The 14,263-nt window shown below is 67.3% G+C and carries 14 protein-coding genes and 1 rRNA gene; 10 read left to right on the top strand and 5 right to left on the bottom strand.

Annotation, left to right across the window (positions count from 1 at the left end):
- Positions 1-74: 74 nt before the first annotated feature.
- Positions 75-187: ribosomal RNA gene (gene rrf / locus A7U43_RS10750) — 5S ribosomal RNA — on the top strand.
- A gap of 94 nt (positions 188-281) precedes the next feature.
- Here the strand turns inward: rrf and A7U43_RS10755 are convergent.
- The 3 genes from A7U43_RS10755 to A7U43_RS10765 form a co-directional block, all read right to left on the bottom strand.
- The gene (locus A7U43_RS10755) at positions 282-779 is read right to left on the bottom strand and encodes a methylated-DNA--[protein]-cysteine S-methyltransferase (RefSeq protein WP_067994593.1); all 498 of its coding nucleotides are present in this window, start codon (positions 777-779) and stop codon (positions 282-284) included.
- Entirely contained in the window at positions 776-2,275 is a 1,500-nt protein-coding gene (locus A7U43_RS10760; protein ID WP_082902403.1) for a DNA-3-methyladenine glycosylase 2 family protein, read from the bottom strand. Before A7U43_RS10760 ends, A7U43_RS10755 begins: the two co-directional genes overlap by 4 nt.
- 71 nt (positions 2,276-2,346) lie before the next feature.
- On the bottom strand, positions 2,347-2,934 hold the full coding sequence (locus A7U43_RS10765) for a TetR/AcrR family transcriptional regulator (RefSeq protein ID WP_067994598.1): 588 nt from the start codon (positions 2,932-2,934) through the stop codon (positions 2,347-2,349).
- A 230-nt stretch (positions 2,935-3,164) separates the two neighbouring features.
- Here A7U43_RS10765 and A7U43_RS10770 point away from each other — a divergent pair, with 230 nt between their 5' ends.
- The 4 genes from A7U43_RS10770 to glsA all read left to right on the top strand — a co-directional run bounded on the left by A7U43_RS10770 (position 3,165) and on the right by glsA (position 8,535).
- Positions 3,165-4,547 carry an MFS transporter gene (locus A7U43_RS10770; RefSeq protein WP_231963565.1) on the top strand — a complete coding sequence of 461 codons (1,383 nt, stop codon included), beginning with the start codon at positions 3,165-3,167 and terminating at the stop codon, positions 4,545-4,547.
- 92 nt (positions 4,548-4,639) lie between these two features.
- Positions 4,640-5,305, top strand: a complete 666-nt coding sequence (locus A7U43_RS10775; RefSeq protein WP_067994600.1) for a DedA family protein — start codon at positions 4,640-4,642, stop codon at positions 5,303-5,305.
- Positions 5,306-5,340: 35 nt separating this feature from the next.
- Positions 5,341-7,227 (top strand): hypothetical protein, encoded by a 1,887-nt coding sequence (locus tag A7U43_RS10780; protein ID WP_067994603.1) that lies wholly within the window; start codon positions 5,341-5,343, stop codon positions 7,225-7,227.
- A 15-nt stretch (positions 7,228-7,242) separates the two neighbouring features.
- A complete protein-coding gene (gene glsA, locus A7U43_RS10785) occupies positions 7,243-8,535 on the top strand; it encodes a glutaminase A (RefSeq protein ID WP_067994606.1) in 1,293 nt (430 codons plus the stop codon).
- On the opposite strand, the gene A7U43_RS10790 is transcribed toward glsA, so the two are convergent.
- A complete protein-coding gene (locus A7U43_RS10790) occupies positions 8,524-10,128 on the bottom strand; it encodes an adenylate/guanylate cyclase domain-containing protein (RefSeq protein WP_067994609.1) in 1,605 nt (534 codons plus the stop codon). The genes glsA and A7U43_RS10790 overlap by 12 nt on opposite strands.
- A gap of 47 nt (positions 10,129-10,175) precedes the next feature.
- Between A7U43_RS10790 and nucS the strand changes: the two genes are divergently transcribed.
- Positions 10,176-10,850 carry an endonuclease NucS gene (nucS, locus tag A7U43_RS10795; RefSeq protein WP_067994611.1) on the top strand — a complete coding sequence of 225 codons (675 nt, stop codon included), beginning with the start codon at positions 10,176-10,178 and terminating at the stop codon, positions 10,848-10,850.
- The gene (locus tag A7U43_RS10800) at positions 10,850-11,143 is read left to right on the top strand and encodes a hypothetical protein (RefSeq protein ID WP_067994615.1); all 294 of its coding nucleotides are present in this window, start codon (positions 10,850-10,852) and stop codon (positions 11,141-11,143) included. Before nucS ends, A7U43_RS10800 begins: the two co-directional genes overlap by 1 nt.
- Here the strand turns inward: A7U43_RS10800 and mce are convergent.
- Entirely contained in the window at positions 11,140-11,616 is a 477-nt protein-coding gene (mce, locus tag A7U43_RS10805) for a methylmalonyl-CoA epimerase (RefSeq protein WP_067994620.1), read from the bottom strand. The two genes, A7U43_RS10800 and mce, sit on opposite strands and share 4 nt — an antisense overlap.
- 94 nt (positions 11,617-11,710) lie before the next feature.
- Here mce and A7U43_RS10810 point away from each other — a divergent pair, with 94 nt between their 5' ends.
- The 3 genes from A7U43_RS10810 (at position 11,711) to A7U43_RS10820 (ending at position 14,249) form a co-directional block, all read left to right on the top strand.
- Positions 11,711-12,916, top strand: a complete 1,206-nt coding sequence (locus A7U43_RS10810; RefSeq protein WP_068002414.1) for an acetyl-CoA C-acetyltransferase — start codon at positions 11,711-11,713, stop codon at positions 12,914-12,916.
- Between the two features lie 65 nt (positions 12,917-12,981).
- The gene (locus A7U43_RS10815) at positions 12,982-13,359 is read left to right on the top strand and encodes a DUF3817 domain-containing protein (protein WP_156525887.1); all 378 of its coding nucleotides are present in this window, start codon (positions 12,982-12,984) and stop codon (positions 13,357-13,359) included.
- Positions 13,356-14,249 (top strand): tetratricopeptide repeat protein, encoded by an 894-nt coding sequence (locus A7U43_RS10820; RefSeq protein WP_067994623.1) that lies wholly within the window; start codon positions 13,356-13,358, stop codon positions 14,247-14,249. The genes A7U43_RS10815 and A7U43_RS10820 overlap by 4 nt, the downstream gene beginning before the upstream one ends.
- The last annotated feature ends 14 nt before the right edge of the window (positions 14,250-14,263 follow it).

Here is a 14,263-nt window from a genome sequence, read left to right on the forward strand (position 1 = left end):
GTCGACACACTCCACCACCAAAACACACTCCCCCCACACGCGTGTGGGGGCACCCAGAAAAGGGTGAATAAAGTTACGGCGGCCATAGCGGCAGGGAAACGCCCGGTCCCATCCCGAACCCGGAAGCTAAGCCTACCAGCGCCAATGATACTACCCAACAGGGTGGAAAAGTAGGACACCGCCGAACACACATTAAGACCCGAGCCCCCCAAACACACATTTGGGGGGCTCGGGCATTTGTGCTTTGTCTGGAAGACGACAATTCGTAATTCACGCCTGGATCAGTCGAATAACGCTAATTCTGAGCGACTCTTTTCCATATCCAATAGCAGTCTTTTGCGATTCAGGCCGCCGCCATAACCGGTAAGGCTGCCGTTGGCCCCGATAACGCGATGGCACGGGACGATGATGCCGATCGGATTATGTCCATTCGCCAAACCCACCGCGCGGAATGCGGTCGGGGAGCCGACCTGCACTGCGATCTCGCCGTAGGTTCTGGTCTCGCCGTAGGGAATCGTCAGCAGGGCGTCCCACACGCGGCGCTGAAACGGTGTTCCGCCGAATTGCAGGTCCAGGTCGAACTCGGTGAGCGTGCCTGCAAAGTACGCCGTCAGCTGCTCGACCGCCTCGGGGAAGGCCGATTCGTCGGACTGCCAGCCGTGCCGGCTCGGCTCATAGGTCTGGTCTTCCATCCGCAGATGCTCCAATCGACCGCCCGCGCCGGCCAGCGTCAACAGCCCCACCGGGCTGTCCATGGTTCGGTACTGCATGCCTGTCATCGTGTCTCCTGCTTGGTCGGTCGTGGCGGCCACTCGTTGACGGCATGGTCGAGCGCGGTCCACAGATGTTGTGTCACATAAGCCCGCCACGGGCGCCACCGGGCGCTGTGCTCGAGCAGGGCGTCCGAGGCGGTGGGCAGACCGACGGCCTTGGCGGCCGCTCGTACGCCGAGATCGGTGACCGGGAACGCGTCGGGGTCGCCGAATCCGCGCATGGCGATCACCTCGGTGGTCCACGGGCCGATTCCGGGGAGCTTGCCCAGTTGTGCCCTGGCGGTGTTCCAGTCGGCGCCGGCGTCCACCTCGACGTCGCCGGCAGCCAGCGCGGCGATCAGGGTGGTCAGGGTGCGGCGGCGTGAAGCCGGCATGGCCAGCCGGTTCGGGTCCAGGGCGGTCAACTGCTCGGTCGAGGGAAAGACATGGGTCAGGCCGCCGTCGGGGGTGGCCAGCGGCGTGCCGTGGGCCTGCACCAGCCGTCCCGCATGGGTACGGGCTGCCTTGACGGAGACCTGCTGGCCGAGCACCACGCGCACCGCCAACTCCGCCTCGTCGACGGTGCGCGGTATGCGCTGGCCGGGCGCCTTGGCCACCACCGCACTCAGATGCGGGTCCTGGCTCAGCGCGTCCACCACGGCCGTGGGATCGGCGTCCAGATCCAGCAGCCGCCGGCAGCGCGCGATCGCGGCGGACAGGTCCCGGAAGTCCTCGATGATCAACCGACACTGCACATGGTCGGGGTGCGGCGTCAGCGCCACCACCCCCGAACCGGACGGCAGGCGCAGAGTGCGCCGGTAAGCACCGTCGCGGACCTCCTCCACACCGGGCACCGCGCTGGCCGCGAGATGTCCGAACAGCCCCTCATAGGAGAACGGTGCCCGCACCGGTAGGCGCAGCGACAACACGTCTGTGCCGACCCGCTCCGCGGCGTCCCGGCTGTGGGCACGCTGCCGCAGCGCAGTGGGGGTGAGCGCACTGACCGTCCGCACGGTCTCGTTGAACTGCCGGATACTGCTGAAACCCGCGGCGAATGCCACATCGCTGAACGGCAGGTCGGTGGTCTCGATCAGTACCCGCGCGGTTTGACTGCGTTGGGCCCGGGCCAGCGCGAGTGGATTGGCACCCACCTCGGCCTGCAGCAGGCGCTCCAGTTGGCGGGTGGTGTATCCCAGGCGGTCTGCGAGCCCGGTCACCCCGCAACGGTCCACCGTGCCGTCGGCGATCAATCGCATTGCCCGGGCCACCACGTCGCCGCGGACGTTCCACTCCGGGGAGCCGGGTGAAGCGTCCGGACGGCAGCGCTTACAGGCCCGGAAGCCGGCCTTCTGCGCCGCCGCGGCGGTCGGATAGAACTCCATGTTCCGGGCCAGCGGTGGCCGCACCGGGCAGCTGGGCCGGCAATAGATGCCGGTGCTGAGTACGGCGGTGACGAACCAGCCGTCGAACCGCGCGTCCTTGGACTGGACCGCCCGGTAGCAGCTGTCGAAATCGTCGTGCATGTCTTCACCCTTACACCCGGGCGCCGACATCACTGGCGGAAAACCGACATCGATGTGACGGTGTCTGGCGCCTAGTCTCTGGCGGTGGCGCGGATGCCGGCCAACACGACGCTGACGATCCGCTCGACATCTGCGCGGGTCACCGGCCGGCTGCCCCGGTCGACGATGAGATGTACCGGACCGGAGATCATCTCGCCGAGAAACGCGCTGTCCACCGAAGGCAGTTCACCACGTTCGACGGCAGTGTCGACCCGCTGCTGCATGGCCGCTACCCGCAGCTCCAGCACCTTGGCGAGCGTTGCGATGGTGGAGTGGCGCGCCGGCTGGAGGGCGTGCGCGAGCGTCCGTCCGAACGGTGTCTGCAGCGCATTGGCAAGCGACAACAGGTAGTCGGCCAAATCGTGGTCGATGTCCCCGGTGTCGGCGATGGACGCCAGATCCTCCACGTAGTGGATCAGGGATTCGACCACCAACGCCTCACGGTCGGGCCAGTTCCGGTAAACGCTGGTCTTGTGTACGCCCGCCAGTTCGGCGACATCCTCATAGCGGAAGTGGTCGATGCCGTCGCGCGCAACGAGTTCGGCTGTCGCCGTGAGGATCTGGTTCCTGACTCGCGCACTGCGTCCGCCCGGGCGGCGCGCGGCCGGCTCGTCGGCCAAAGCTCACCCTCCTGTCGCCCGGTCATCGATTGTGGCGACCCCCGCCGTTGCGGTGCAACCCATCCGCGGGTAGCTTCATTCTAAAGCAACAAACTGTTGCGTTAAGGCCTCGGGGGTGTCGGTGCGGAACACGGCGGGCGCGGATCAGGTCCACAAGGCGCCACCGACCCGCGAGAACCCGCGGTGAGTCTTCAACGTCACTGGACCGGGCGGCTGCCCTGTGGGCGGCGGTGCTGACGCTGGCCAACGTGCTCGCCGATGTTGCGATCGGCTCACCGCTGATGGTTCTGCCCCAACTCTTGGAGCATTTCGACACCGACCAGGCCGCGTGGCTCAACGTCAGCGCCATGCTCGCGGGGGCCATCGCATCACCGCTGCTCGCAAAGGCGTCCGATCTGTTCGGCAAGCGTCGTGTTCTCGTCGGCACCCTGCTGGGCTCCTGTGCGGGAGCTCTGGTCTGCCTGACCGCCCCCAACATCTGGATATTTCTGGCCGGCCGCCTGCTGCAGGGCGTCGCCTTCGCCGCGGTCTTTCTCACCGTGGCCCTCGTGCTCCAGATATGCGCCCCGCCGGTCGCGATGGCCGTAATCGGGCTCGTGACCTCGGGGTCGGCGATCGTGGGAATCGTCGAACCCTTCCTGATGGCGCCCGCGATCGACGCATTCGGTTACCGCAGTGTGTTCGTCATATCGGCATTGCTCGCCGGGACCGCTGCACTGGGGGTGCGATGGCTCATTCCCGAGTCGCCGATCCGCGGCAGCGGGCGTATCGACGTGCGAGGCGGCGTGCTCCTCGGAGGCGGGCTCGGCGCAGCCCTCGCCTACCTCAGCCTCGGCAGGGACGTCGGATGGACGTCGGCGGGCATGATCGCGTTGCTAGCCGCGGGCGTCGGGGCCCTGGCCGGTTGGGCAATGCTCGCCGTGCGGTGCGAGGAACCGGTCATCGACCTGAAAGCACTCCGGCGTCCGATCCTGATGACGTTGGCAGCGCTCGTGCTGGCCGCGGGTGCGTTCCGGAGCATGCTGCAGCTGATCAGCCTCATCGCACAGGTGCCTGCCGAAGGTGGGCTCGGCTACGGGTTGGGCGACGGGGAATCGATCGCGGCCCTGTTTGCCGCACCGAACATCGGCATCGCCGTCGGTGGTATCTGCGCGGGTTGGGTGGCGGGGCGTCGCGGGCCGGCGGTGCCGCTGCTCGGCGGGATCGCCGTGGGGGCGGCGGCGACATTCGCCATGCTGACCGGTATCGCCGTACTCCCGCTGGCGATCGCCTGCGGCATGCTGCTCGGACTGGCGGCCGGAGCAATCGGCGCCTCCGGCTTCAGCCTGGCGACCAGTCTCGAAGCGCCTGACCGGCAGGGGACGGTCGCGGGTCTGGTGTCGGTCGTCCTTGCTCTCGGCTCGGTGGTGGTCAACGTCGCCGGAGCCGAGATCCTCAAAGCACACCGAGACGCGAACAGCCTGGCCGGTGGATCTGCGGTGAGCACCGTCACCGGTGTGTACCTCTATGTGGTGATGGCCGGACTGCTCTTCGTCCTGGCAGCCGTTCCCGCAACCCTGCTGGTGCGTGGTGCGGGCCGAAACCGTTTGGCATCGAGCCGGCAGCCATCCTGAGGGCGTCCTCAGCGACCTTTGGCCACACTGGAGGCATTTGTCCGGGCGTCCGTCGCCCACCGATCCGGTACGACCCGAGGAGCAGCTGCACCATGACCACGCCGGCTGAGGCGGTCCAACTCGACGGCGCGGCGGGGTGGGCCGTCGACCTGATGGAACATCTGGGTGGACCGGGCGCGGGGCTGGCCATCTTCGTCGAGAACCTCTTCCCGCCGATTCCCAGCGAGGTGATCCTGCCGATGGCGGGGTTCGCGGCCCGGCTCGGCGAAATGTCGCTACTCGGTGCGATCGTGTGGACCACGGTGGGTTCGGTGCTGGGGGCATGGATGCTGTACGCGCTGGGTGCCTACCTGGGGCCGGACCGCATCCGCCGCATCGTGTCCCGGATGCCGTTGATGGACGGCGAAGATGTCGACAAGAGCAGGGCGTGGTTCGCCAAGCACGGGTCCAAGGCGGTCTTCTTCGGGCGCATGCTGCCGTTGTTTCGCAGCTTCATCTCGATCCCGGCCGGGATCGATCGGATGAACTTTGCCGTGTTCACCGTGCTGACGCTGCTGGGCAGCCTCATCTGGAACTCGGTCTTCGTGCTGGCCGGCTACCTGTTGGGCGCGAACTGGCACCGAGTCGAACCGTACGCGTCCGCGCTGCAGTACATCGTCCTGGCGGCGGTCATCCTGGGCGTCGGCTGGTCGGTCCGGTCACGGTTGAAACGTCCGTCCGGTTCGGATCGTGCTGGGGATTTCTCCCCCGCGAAGTAGCCGGCCGCTGCTATAACCGTGGTGGAGGTGCAGCGATGCCCGGTGGTGCGGTCTTCATAGGACGGGTCGGCGCGCTGGCGGTGGCGCTCGGCGTCGGTGCCACCGTCGCTTCCGGCGTCGCGTCGGCGGACACCGGCGATCAGGGCTCGTCCCCGCGTACCTCGAGCAGCTCGGATGCGGACGCGTCCGCGCCCGGGCGCGAGGCCAAAACGCCGGCACCCACCCGGAAGACCGGCGTGCGGACAACCCGCACGGTGCGCACCCAGGCGACGCCGCAACGTTCCGAGCTGGAAGAGGCGCCGAAGCCGGCCGTCCGGGCGAGCAGCGAACTCGAAGCGGAGCCGAAAGCGGCGCCCGCACCGGGGGCCTCCGACACCCGGTCCTCGGATCGCCCCGTCGAGCCCGCCGCGCACCCGGCTGCGCTGGCCGTGCTCGCCGCGGCCCGCCGGGAAGTCGGGCACGAGGCGCAGAACGCGTTGACCTCGGTGGCGGACACCCAGACAACCAGTGCCGCCGCCGTGGCGCCGGTCAGCCCGCTGGGCACCCCGGACCAGCTGCGGGCCGAGAAGCTGGCGAATCGCATCGCGAATTCGTTGCCGGTGAAATTGATGAAGCTGGTGCTGCGGTCCGGGTTCACCTGGGCCGCCGAACGGCAATTCGACCGGGTGGACGGACCCGATCAGGAGAACATCGACCGCCTCAGCGCCGCGGTCGATGCCTACGCGATGGCTTCGGCGTTCCAACAACAGCTGCTGAATTCCAACAAGCCCACCGTCGTCATGCAGGTCGCGCCGCCGCATGCCTGGTACGGCCAGAGCGCCGGGGCCTCCCGGATCCTCTACGACAACCCCGACACCATCTACCGCTTCATGGGCGTGAATGGGGCGTCGTCGTACGTGATCACCGGTAGGTTCGCCGATCTGGCCAACCTGCCCGCCGACACCAGCTTCAGCGTCCTGACGGGCCTGACCGGTAACACCGCCGCGGTGCTCACCAAGGATCAGCTGGTCATCGGCGACGACGGCACCTTCACCATCACACTCGACAGGACACCGGCCAACGGTCGGCCCAACCATCTCCAGCTGACCGCGGACACCACCATCGTCGCGACGCGGAACACCTTGTCCGACTGGGCCAATCAGCAACCGATGAGCCTGGAGATCACCCGGACCGGTGGCCCACCCAACAGCCTGTTCAGCCAGCTCGGTGGTTTCGCCATCCCGGGTATCGGGCCTGCGGTGGTGCGCAGCAAGCTGCTGACCACGTTGGTCTCGCTGGTGCCCCCGCTGCCGTTCGTGCCGCCGGTGCTCCGCGGCGCGGTGACCGCGGTCATCATGGCCCTCGGCGTGCAGCGTGAGGCAACCTACATGGCCGTGGCGACCACCGATCCGACCACCGGCGAACGCATCGAACCCAATGTGCTGAAGAACCCGGCCCGCAACGCGGAATTCCTGGCCACACAGTTGCAGAGCGCCGGGTACTTCCAGCTCGCCGATGATCAGGCGCTGGTCATCACCATCGACCGCGCCGGTGCCGGGTACTTCGTCGTCCCCGTCACCGACGACTGGACCATCACCAAGGACTACTGGAACGAGCAGACCAGCCTCAACAACGCCCAGGCGGTGGCCGACGACGCCGGCAACACCACCTATACCCTCGTCGTCTCGCCGACTGACCCCGGCGTCGCGAACTGGGTTTCGACCGGCGGCCTCAATCAGGGCACCCTCTCGATCCGCTTCCAGGACATCGACCCCGACGTCACGCAACTGCCGACGGTGAGCGCTCGTGTGGTGTCGCTGAGCGAACTTGCGTCGGTACTTCCCCCCACCACCCAGTACGTCACGCAGGAACAGCGGGCGGCCCAGATCGCGTCCCGCAAGGCGGGATTCGACAACCGGTTCGCCCCGTACCCGCAGCAGTAACGCTACTCTGCAGGCGTGTCCCGTCAGGTCCAGCGCTACCTCGACCAGATTCGCGCCGAGTTCAGCGGGGTCGATGCGGGTGAGCTGGCCGACTATATCCCCGAGTTGGCCCGGGTGGATCCCGACCGATTCGGTGTCACGTTGTCCTCGTCCGACGGGTACATCTACGAATCAGGTGACTCGGCAGTCGAATTCACCATCCAGTCAATATCGAAACCGTTCACCTACGCGCTGGCGCTCGACAGGTCCGGCCCCGAGGCGGTGGACGCGAAGATAGGCGTGGAGCCTTCGGGGGAGGCGTTCAACGAGATAAGCGTGGACCGCGCCACCAAACGGCCGAAGAACCCGATGATCAACGCGGGGGCCATCGCGGCGGTTTCGCTGGTCCCGGCATCCTCACCCGACGAGCGTTTCGCGCTCATCCAGGACTACTACTCGGCGTTCGCCGGGCGCCGACTCGACATCGACGCCGATGTGTATGCATCCGAGAAGGCCACCGGCGACCGCAACCGTGCCATTGCCTACATGCTGGCCAGTTTCGGTGTGCTCGACGATGATCCCGACGATGTGCTCGACGTGTACTTCCGGCAGTGCTCGCTGAAGGTGACGACCACCGACCTGGCCCGGATGGCGGCCACGCTGGCGCGCAACGGGGTGAACCCGCTGACGGGCCGCCGTGTCACCGATGCGGCGGTGGTGCGCCGCACCTTGTCGGTGATGGTGACGTGCGGCATGTATGACGCCGCGGGGGACTGGGTCAGCGCAGTCGGCATGCCCGCCAAGAGCGGGGTGGGCGGCGGCATCCTGGCGGTGCTGCCCGGACAGCTCGGAATCGGTACCTACTCGCCGTTGCTCGACGCCAAGGGCAACAGCGTCAGGTCAGTCCTGTTGTGTCGCAGGCTTTCCGAGGAGCTCGGCCTGCACTTTCTGACGGTGGCCCGGGATGCGCGGGCCACCCTGCGGGCAATCTATCAACCGTGCGACGGCGTTCGCGTCTACGAAGCCCATGGCGACCTGCTGTTCTGCGGTGCCGAACAGGTGGTGCGCACCGTCGACCGGGGTTGCGAGGACTTCGTGGTGGGGATCCTGGACGTGTCGCGGGCCGACGACGTCGACGAGGCGGCCAAGGTGTTGTTGTCGGGGATGAGCACCGCCCTGCATGACCAGGGAAAGGCCGGTTTCATCGTCGACCCAGACCGGCGGGTGATCGGGGATGGATCGGAGTTCGAGCAGGTCCGCTACCGCACCGTGGAGGACGCGGTGGACGCCGCCACCGCGTTCATCCGCGGGCAACGGTCAGGCCGGTAGCGCCAGCCGGGTCGGCTGATCGAGGCCGCGCAGACGTACCTGCTCGCCCAAGCACCAATGCGCGCTTTCGGTTTCGCCTGCGTTGGCCAGGGTGTCCGATGATGCGACCAGATGGCCGGGAACCGACTTCGCGTGCTCGCACAACCTTGCGGCCTCGTTGACCGGTTCGCCGATCACGGTGTATTCGAAACGTTCCTTGGCCCCGACGTTGCCCGCCACCACCTGACCGGCGGCGACCCCGATGCCGGCGTCGAGCTCGGGCACCTCGGCGCGCAGCCGTGCCGCCATCGCCCGGGCCGCCGACAGGGCTTCTTCATCGGGGTTGTCCAGCGATACCGGCGCCCCGAACACCGCGAGTACCGCGTCGCCCTCGAATTTGTTGACGAAGCCGTGGTGCTTGTCCACCTCGTCGACGATGACGGCGAAGAACCGGTTCAGCAGTTCGACGACCTCCACGGCGGGTCTGCTGGTGACCAGCGCGGTGGACCCGATGACGTCGATGAAGATGACCGCGGCATGCCGCTCTTCGCCACCCAGCTCGGGCTGTTCTTTCTCGGCGAGCAGCGCGACCTCACGCCCGACATGGCGGCCGAACAGGTCGCGTACCCGTTCGCGTTCCCGCAGTCCCGCGACCATCGAGTTGAAACCCCGTTGCAGCTGGCCCAATTCGGTGCCGTCGAACACCACCAGGTTGGTCTCCAGGTCGCCCTGCTCGACGCGGTTGAGCGCCGAGCGCACCACCCGCACCGGTGTGGCGGTCAACCAGGCCAGGATCCACATCAGGATGAAACCGAAGGCGAGCGCGAAGAGCGCGAGGATCATCACCGCCACCGCGAACTGGGTGGGTGACACGATCTGCACCGAGAGCGTGATGATGGCGGCCAGCAGGATGCCCAGCACCGGTACTCCGGACCCCAGTGCCCACACCGTCAGCGTGCGGCCCATGATGCCGGGTGCGAAACGTTGCAGGGGAGGGCCGACCTCCAAGGCTTGCGCGGCGACCGGGCGCAGCGCGAACTCGGTGAACAGGTAGCAGCTCGCCGAGACGACGATGCCGGGAAAGCTGATGCCGAGCAGGACCTTTGGGATGTAGTTGGTGTCCTGCAGCCCGTAGAGCAGGGTCAACACCAGGGTGCCCCCACCCCAGAGCGACAGCAGCACGCGGCTCAGGCGCCACGGGGCGAAGAAGGTGTTGCGCTGGTCCTCGGGCGTCGGCTCACGCTCCTCGATCGCCCAGCGGACATTGTTGATGACCCGGTTGGTCGCCCAGATGACGCCCACCACGAACGCCAGCAGGATGTAGGCCGGAGCCACCGCGAAGGTGATCCACAGGACCTCCGAGTCGAACACACTCGGCACCGGAAAGGTCACCGTCACCACCAGACAAGCGACGACAACCCCGATCAGGTTCGCGCCCAGCACCACGGTGGTGAGGATCAACTGGATGCGGATGCGCCGGCGTTGCTGGCTTTCCGACACGCGCCCGAGGATCCACGAGCCGTACTCGGGTGTGCCGGTGACCCGACCGGTCTGCCTCGTCATCCGCTCGAGGACCCGGCCGAGACGTTGGGCCGCGTTCTTCTTGTCCGTCATCGTGGCGTCAGCCTAGTGAACCCCCCGGCGCAATCTATGGTTGTTGCGTGCGTCTCGTCATCGCCCAGTGCACCGTCGACTACGTCGGCCGGCTCACGGCACACCTCCCGTCCGCGCGCCGTCTGCTGTTGTTCAAGGCCGACGGCTCGGTGAGCGTTCATGCCGATGACCGCGCCTACAAGCCGCTGAACTGGATGACCCCACCGTGTTGGACCACCGAGGAGCTGGTCGAGGGGACAGCGCCGGTCTGGGTGGTGGAGAACAAGGCCGGCGAACAGCTGCGCATCACCGTGGAGGATGTCGAGCACGATTCCAGTCACGAGCTCGGGGTGGATCCGGGCCTGGTGAAGGACGGTGTGGAAGCCCATCTTCAGGAGCTGCTCGCCGAGCACGTCGAGTTGCTCGGCACCGGATTCACGCTGGTGCGCCGGGAGTACATGACGGCGATCGGGCCGGTCGACCTGATGTGCCGGGACGAGACCGGCCGGTCGGTCGCGGTCGAGATCAAGCGTCGCGGCGAGATCGACGGCGTCGAGCAGCTGACCCGCTACCTGGAACTGCTCAACCGCGACACCGTACTCGCGCCGGTCACCGGTGTCTTCGCCGCTCAACAGATCAAGCCGCAGGCCCGCACGCTCGCAACGGACCGCGGAATCCGTTGCGTCATACTCGATTACGACAAGATGCGGGGCATGGACAGCAACGAGTTCCGGCTGTTCTGATGGGGAGGCGCCGCAGGCCGGAGCGAAGCCCGGTCACACCGCTGCCACAGTGGCTGTCTGCGCGGCGCGTCGAGGCAGGCCCGGACGGCTACGACTACGAGGTCAAGGCCGTTCCGGCGGCGCGCGCCGCCAAGGCGTACCGGTGCCCCGGCTGCGATCACGAGATCCAGCCGCGGATTGCGCACGTGGTGGTGTTGCCGGTCGAGCACGGCGACATCGAGGACCGCAGGCACTGGCACACGGCGTGCTGGAACAACCGGGCCAATCGCGGCCCGACCAGGCGGTGGTCCTAGTGAGCGGCGTCCGCGTTGGGCTCGACGAGTTCGATGAGGACCCCGCCGGCATCCTTGGGGTGGATGAAGTTGATCCGTGAGTCCGCGGTGCCCCGGCGCGGCGCATCGTAGAGCAGGCGCACACCGTCGGCGCGCAGCCGTTCGGACAGGGCATCGATATCGCTGGTGCGATAGGCCAGCTGCTGCAGACCCGGTCCGCGGGTGCTGATGAACTTGGCGATCGTCGAGGTTTCGTCCAGCGGGGCCAACAGCTGGATCTGCGCGCTGTCCTTAGCCGATCCGCGCACCGACAACATGGCCTCGCGGACGCCCTGGTCCTCGTTGACCTCCTCGTGCAGCACGATCATGCCCAGGTGGTCGTGGTACCACTTGATGGCCGCGTCCAGGTCGGGCACCGCGATCCCCACGTGATCGATCGCGGTCACCAGCGCGCTGGCGAGGGCCGGTCGGGCGTCGACGTGTTCAGTGGTCATAGACTAAAAGTAACCTGACATGCTGGTTTTTATGCCTGTGTGATAGGCCACACTACGGCTTCTCAAGGCCTTACAGAACTCTTGGAGGATGGAAATGACGACCTCGGTGATCGTGGCTGGTGCCCGTACCCCCGTCGGCAAGCTGATGGGCTCGCTCAAGGATTTCTCGGGCAGCGATCTGGGAGCCATCGCGATCAGGGGCGCGCTGGAGAAGGCCTTCCCGAATGGTGAGGCCGACGCTTCCATCGTCGACTACGTGATCATGGGCCAGGTGCTGACCGCGGGTGCCGGCCAGATGCCTGCGCGGCAGTCCGCGGTGGCCGCCGGCATCGGCTGGGACGTGCCGGCGCTGACCATCAACAAGATGTGTCTGTCCGGTATCGACGCCATCGCGCTGGCCGATCAGTTGATCCGGGCCGGGGAGTTCGAGGTGGTGGTGGCCGGTGGTCAGGAGTCGATGAGCCAGGCTCCGCACCTGCTGCCCAAGAGTCGTGAGGGTTTCAAGTACGGCGACACCACCCTGGTCGACCACATGGCCTACGACGGTCTGCACGACGTGTTCACCGATCAGCCGATGGGTGCGCTCACCGAGCAGCGCAACGATGTCGACCAGTTCACCCGCGCCCAGCAGGACGAGGTGGCTGCGCAGTCGCACCAGAAGGCCGCCGCGGCGTGGAAGGACGGCGTGTTCGCCGACGAGGTTGTGCCGGTGGCGATCCCGCAGCGCAAGGGTGATCCGATCGAGTTCACCGAGGACGAGGGGGTGCGCGCGAACACCACCGTCGAATCCCTGGGCAGCCTGCGGCCAGCGTTCCGCAAGGATGGCACCATCACGGCCGGTTCGGCCTCGCAGATCTCCGACGGGGCGGCCGCGGTCGTCGTGATGAGCAAGGCCAAGGCCGAGGAACTGGGGCTGAGCTGGCTGGCCGAAATCGGCGCGCACGGTGTGGTGGCCGGTCCGGATTCGACGCTGCAGTCCCAGCCGGCCAACGCGATCAAGAAGGCCATGGCGCGCGAGGGCATCACCGTCGATCAACTCGACGTCATCGAGATCAACGAGGCATTCGCCGCGGTGGCGCTGGCGTCCGCCCGCGAGTTGGGTCTGGACGACGCAGCCGTCGCTGAAAAGGTGAACGTCAACGGCGGCGCCATCGCGATCGGTCACCCCATCGGCGCCTCCGGTGCCCGCATCACGCTGCATGCCGCGCTGGAACTGGCCCGCAAGGGCTCCGGCTATGCGGTGGCTGCGCTGTGCGGCGCGGGCGGCCAGGGGGACGCGCTGATCCTGCGCCGCCCCTGACCGCTGAGAATGCGCTCAGGTTAGACAACGACGCAATGTAGTAGCTGGCCGCCCGCTGCGGCACAATGGCGCTCATGGGAAGCAACTATGACCTCCGCAGCGTGGCGGGCTGGTTCCGGATCATCGCGATCGCGGAAGCTCTCAGCTGGGCTGGCCTACTGGTCGGGATGTACTTCAAGTACCTCGGGTCGCCGCAGACCGAGATCGGCGTGAAGATCTTCGGGCCGATTCACGGTGGCATCTTCATGGCCTTCCTGGCCGGTGCGCTGCTGGTCGGGATCGCCCGGAAGTGGAACCTCCTGACATGGGCGTTGGCGTTGCTGGGCAGCATCGTGCCGTTGGGCAGTGTGATCTTCGTCATCTGGGCCGATCGGACCGGCAGGATCGGGGAGCGCACCGTCGCTGCCAACAGCGGTGAGGACGTGCCAGACTTGGTGGCGTGACACGTCCACGCCCTTCCATCGGACCGGCTCTGGCCGGCGCATTCGATCTCTCCGCACTCAAGCAGCCACCGCCGCCCCCGCCCGGCGCCGCGACACCCTCCGAGGTGACCGGTGCGGTGCAGGTCACCGAGGCGAATCTGGAAGCCGAGGTACTGGTCCGTTCCGGTGAGGTTCCGGTCGTCGTCCTGCTGTGGACACCGCGCAGCGAGGCCAGTGTGCGGTTGGGGGAGGACCTCGGCGCGCTGGTACAGGCCGACGGCGGCACATGGTCGTTGGCGATGGTGAACGTCGACACCACGCCACGGGTGGCGCAGATGTTCGGTGTACAGGCGGTGCCCACCGTGGTGGCACTCGCCGGTGGGCAACCGATCTCCAGCTTCCAGGGACCGCAGCCCGCCGACCAGCTGCGTCAGTGGATCGATTCGCTGATCAGCGCGACGGCCGGCAAGCTCAGCGGAGTCCCCGAGCAACCGGAGCAGGCCGACCCGGAGTTGGAGCAGGCCCGCAGTTATCTGGACGAGGGCGATTTCGATGCGGCGCTCAGCGCCTACGAAGCCATCCTCGCGGCCAAGCCCAACCACACCGAGGCCACCGGCGCCGTCCGCCAGATCAGGTTCCTGCAGCGCGCCACCACTCACGCGGTCGACGCCCCGGCGGTGGCCGACGCGGCACCCGCCGATGTCGAGGCCGCGTTCGCCGCCGCGGATGTCGAGATCTTGCAGCAGAATGTGGAAGCGGCCTTCGACCGGCTGATCGCACTGATCAAGCGCACCGCCGGTGACGAACGCACCGCCGCCCGCACCCGGTTGATCGAGTTGTTCGACCTCTTCGACGCGGCCGACCCGGAGGTGCTCGCGGCCCGACGCAAGCTGGCCAACACGCTCTACTGACGGCACGAGCAGTC

The organism is Mycobacterium adipatum (assembly GCF_001644575.1).
Classification (GTDB): domain Bacteria; phylum Actinomycetota; class Actinomycetes; order Mycobacteriales; family Mycobacteriaceae; genus Mycobacterium; species Mycobacterium adipatum.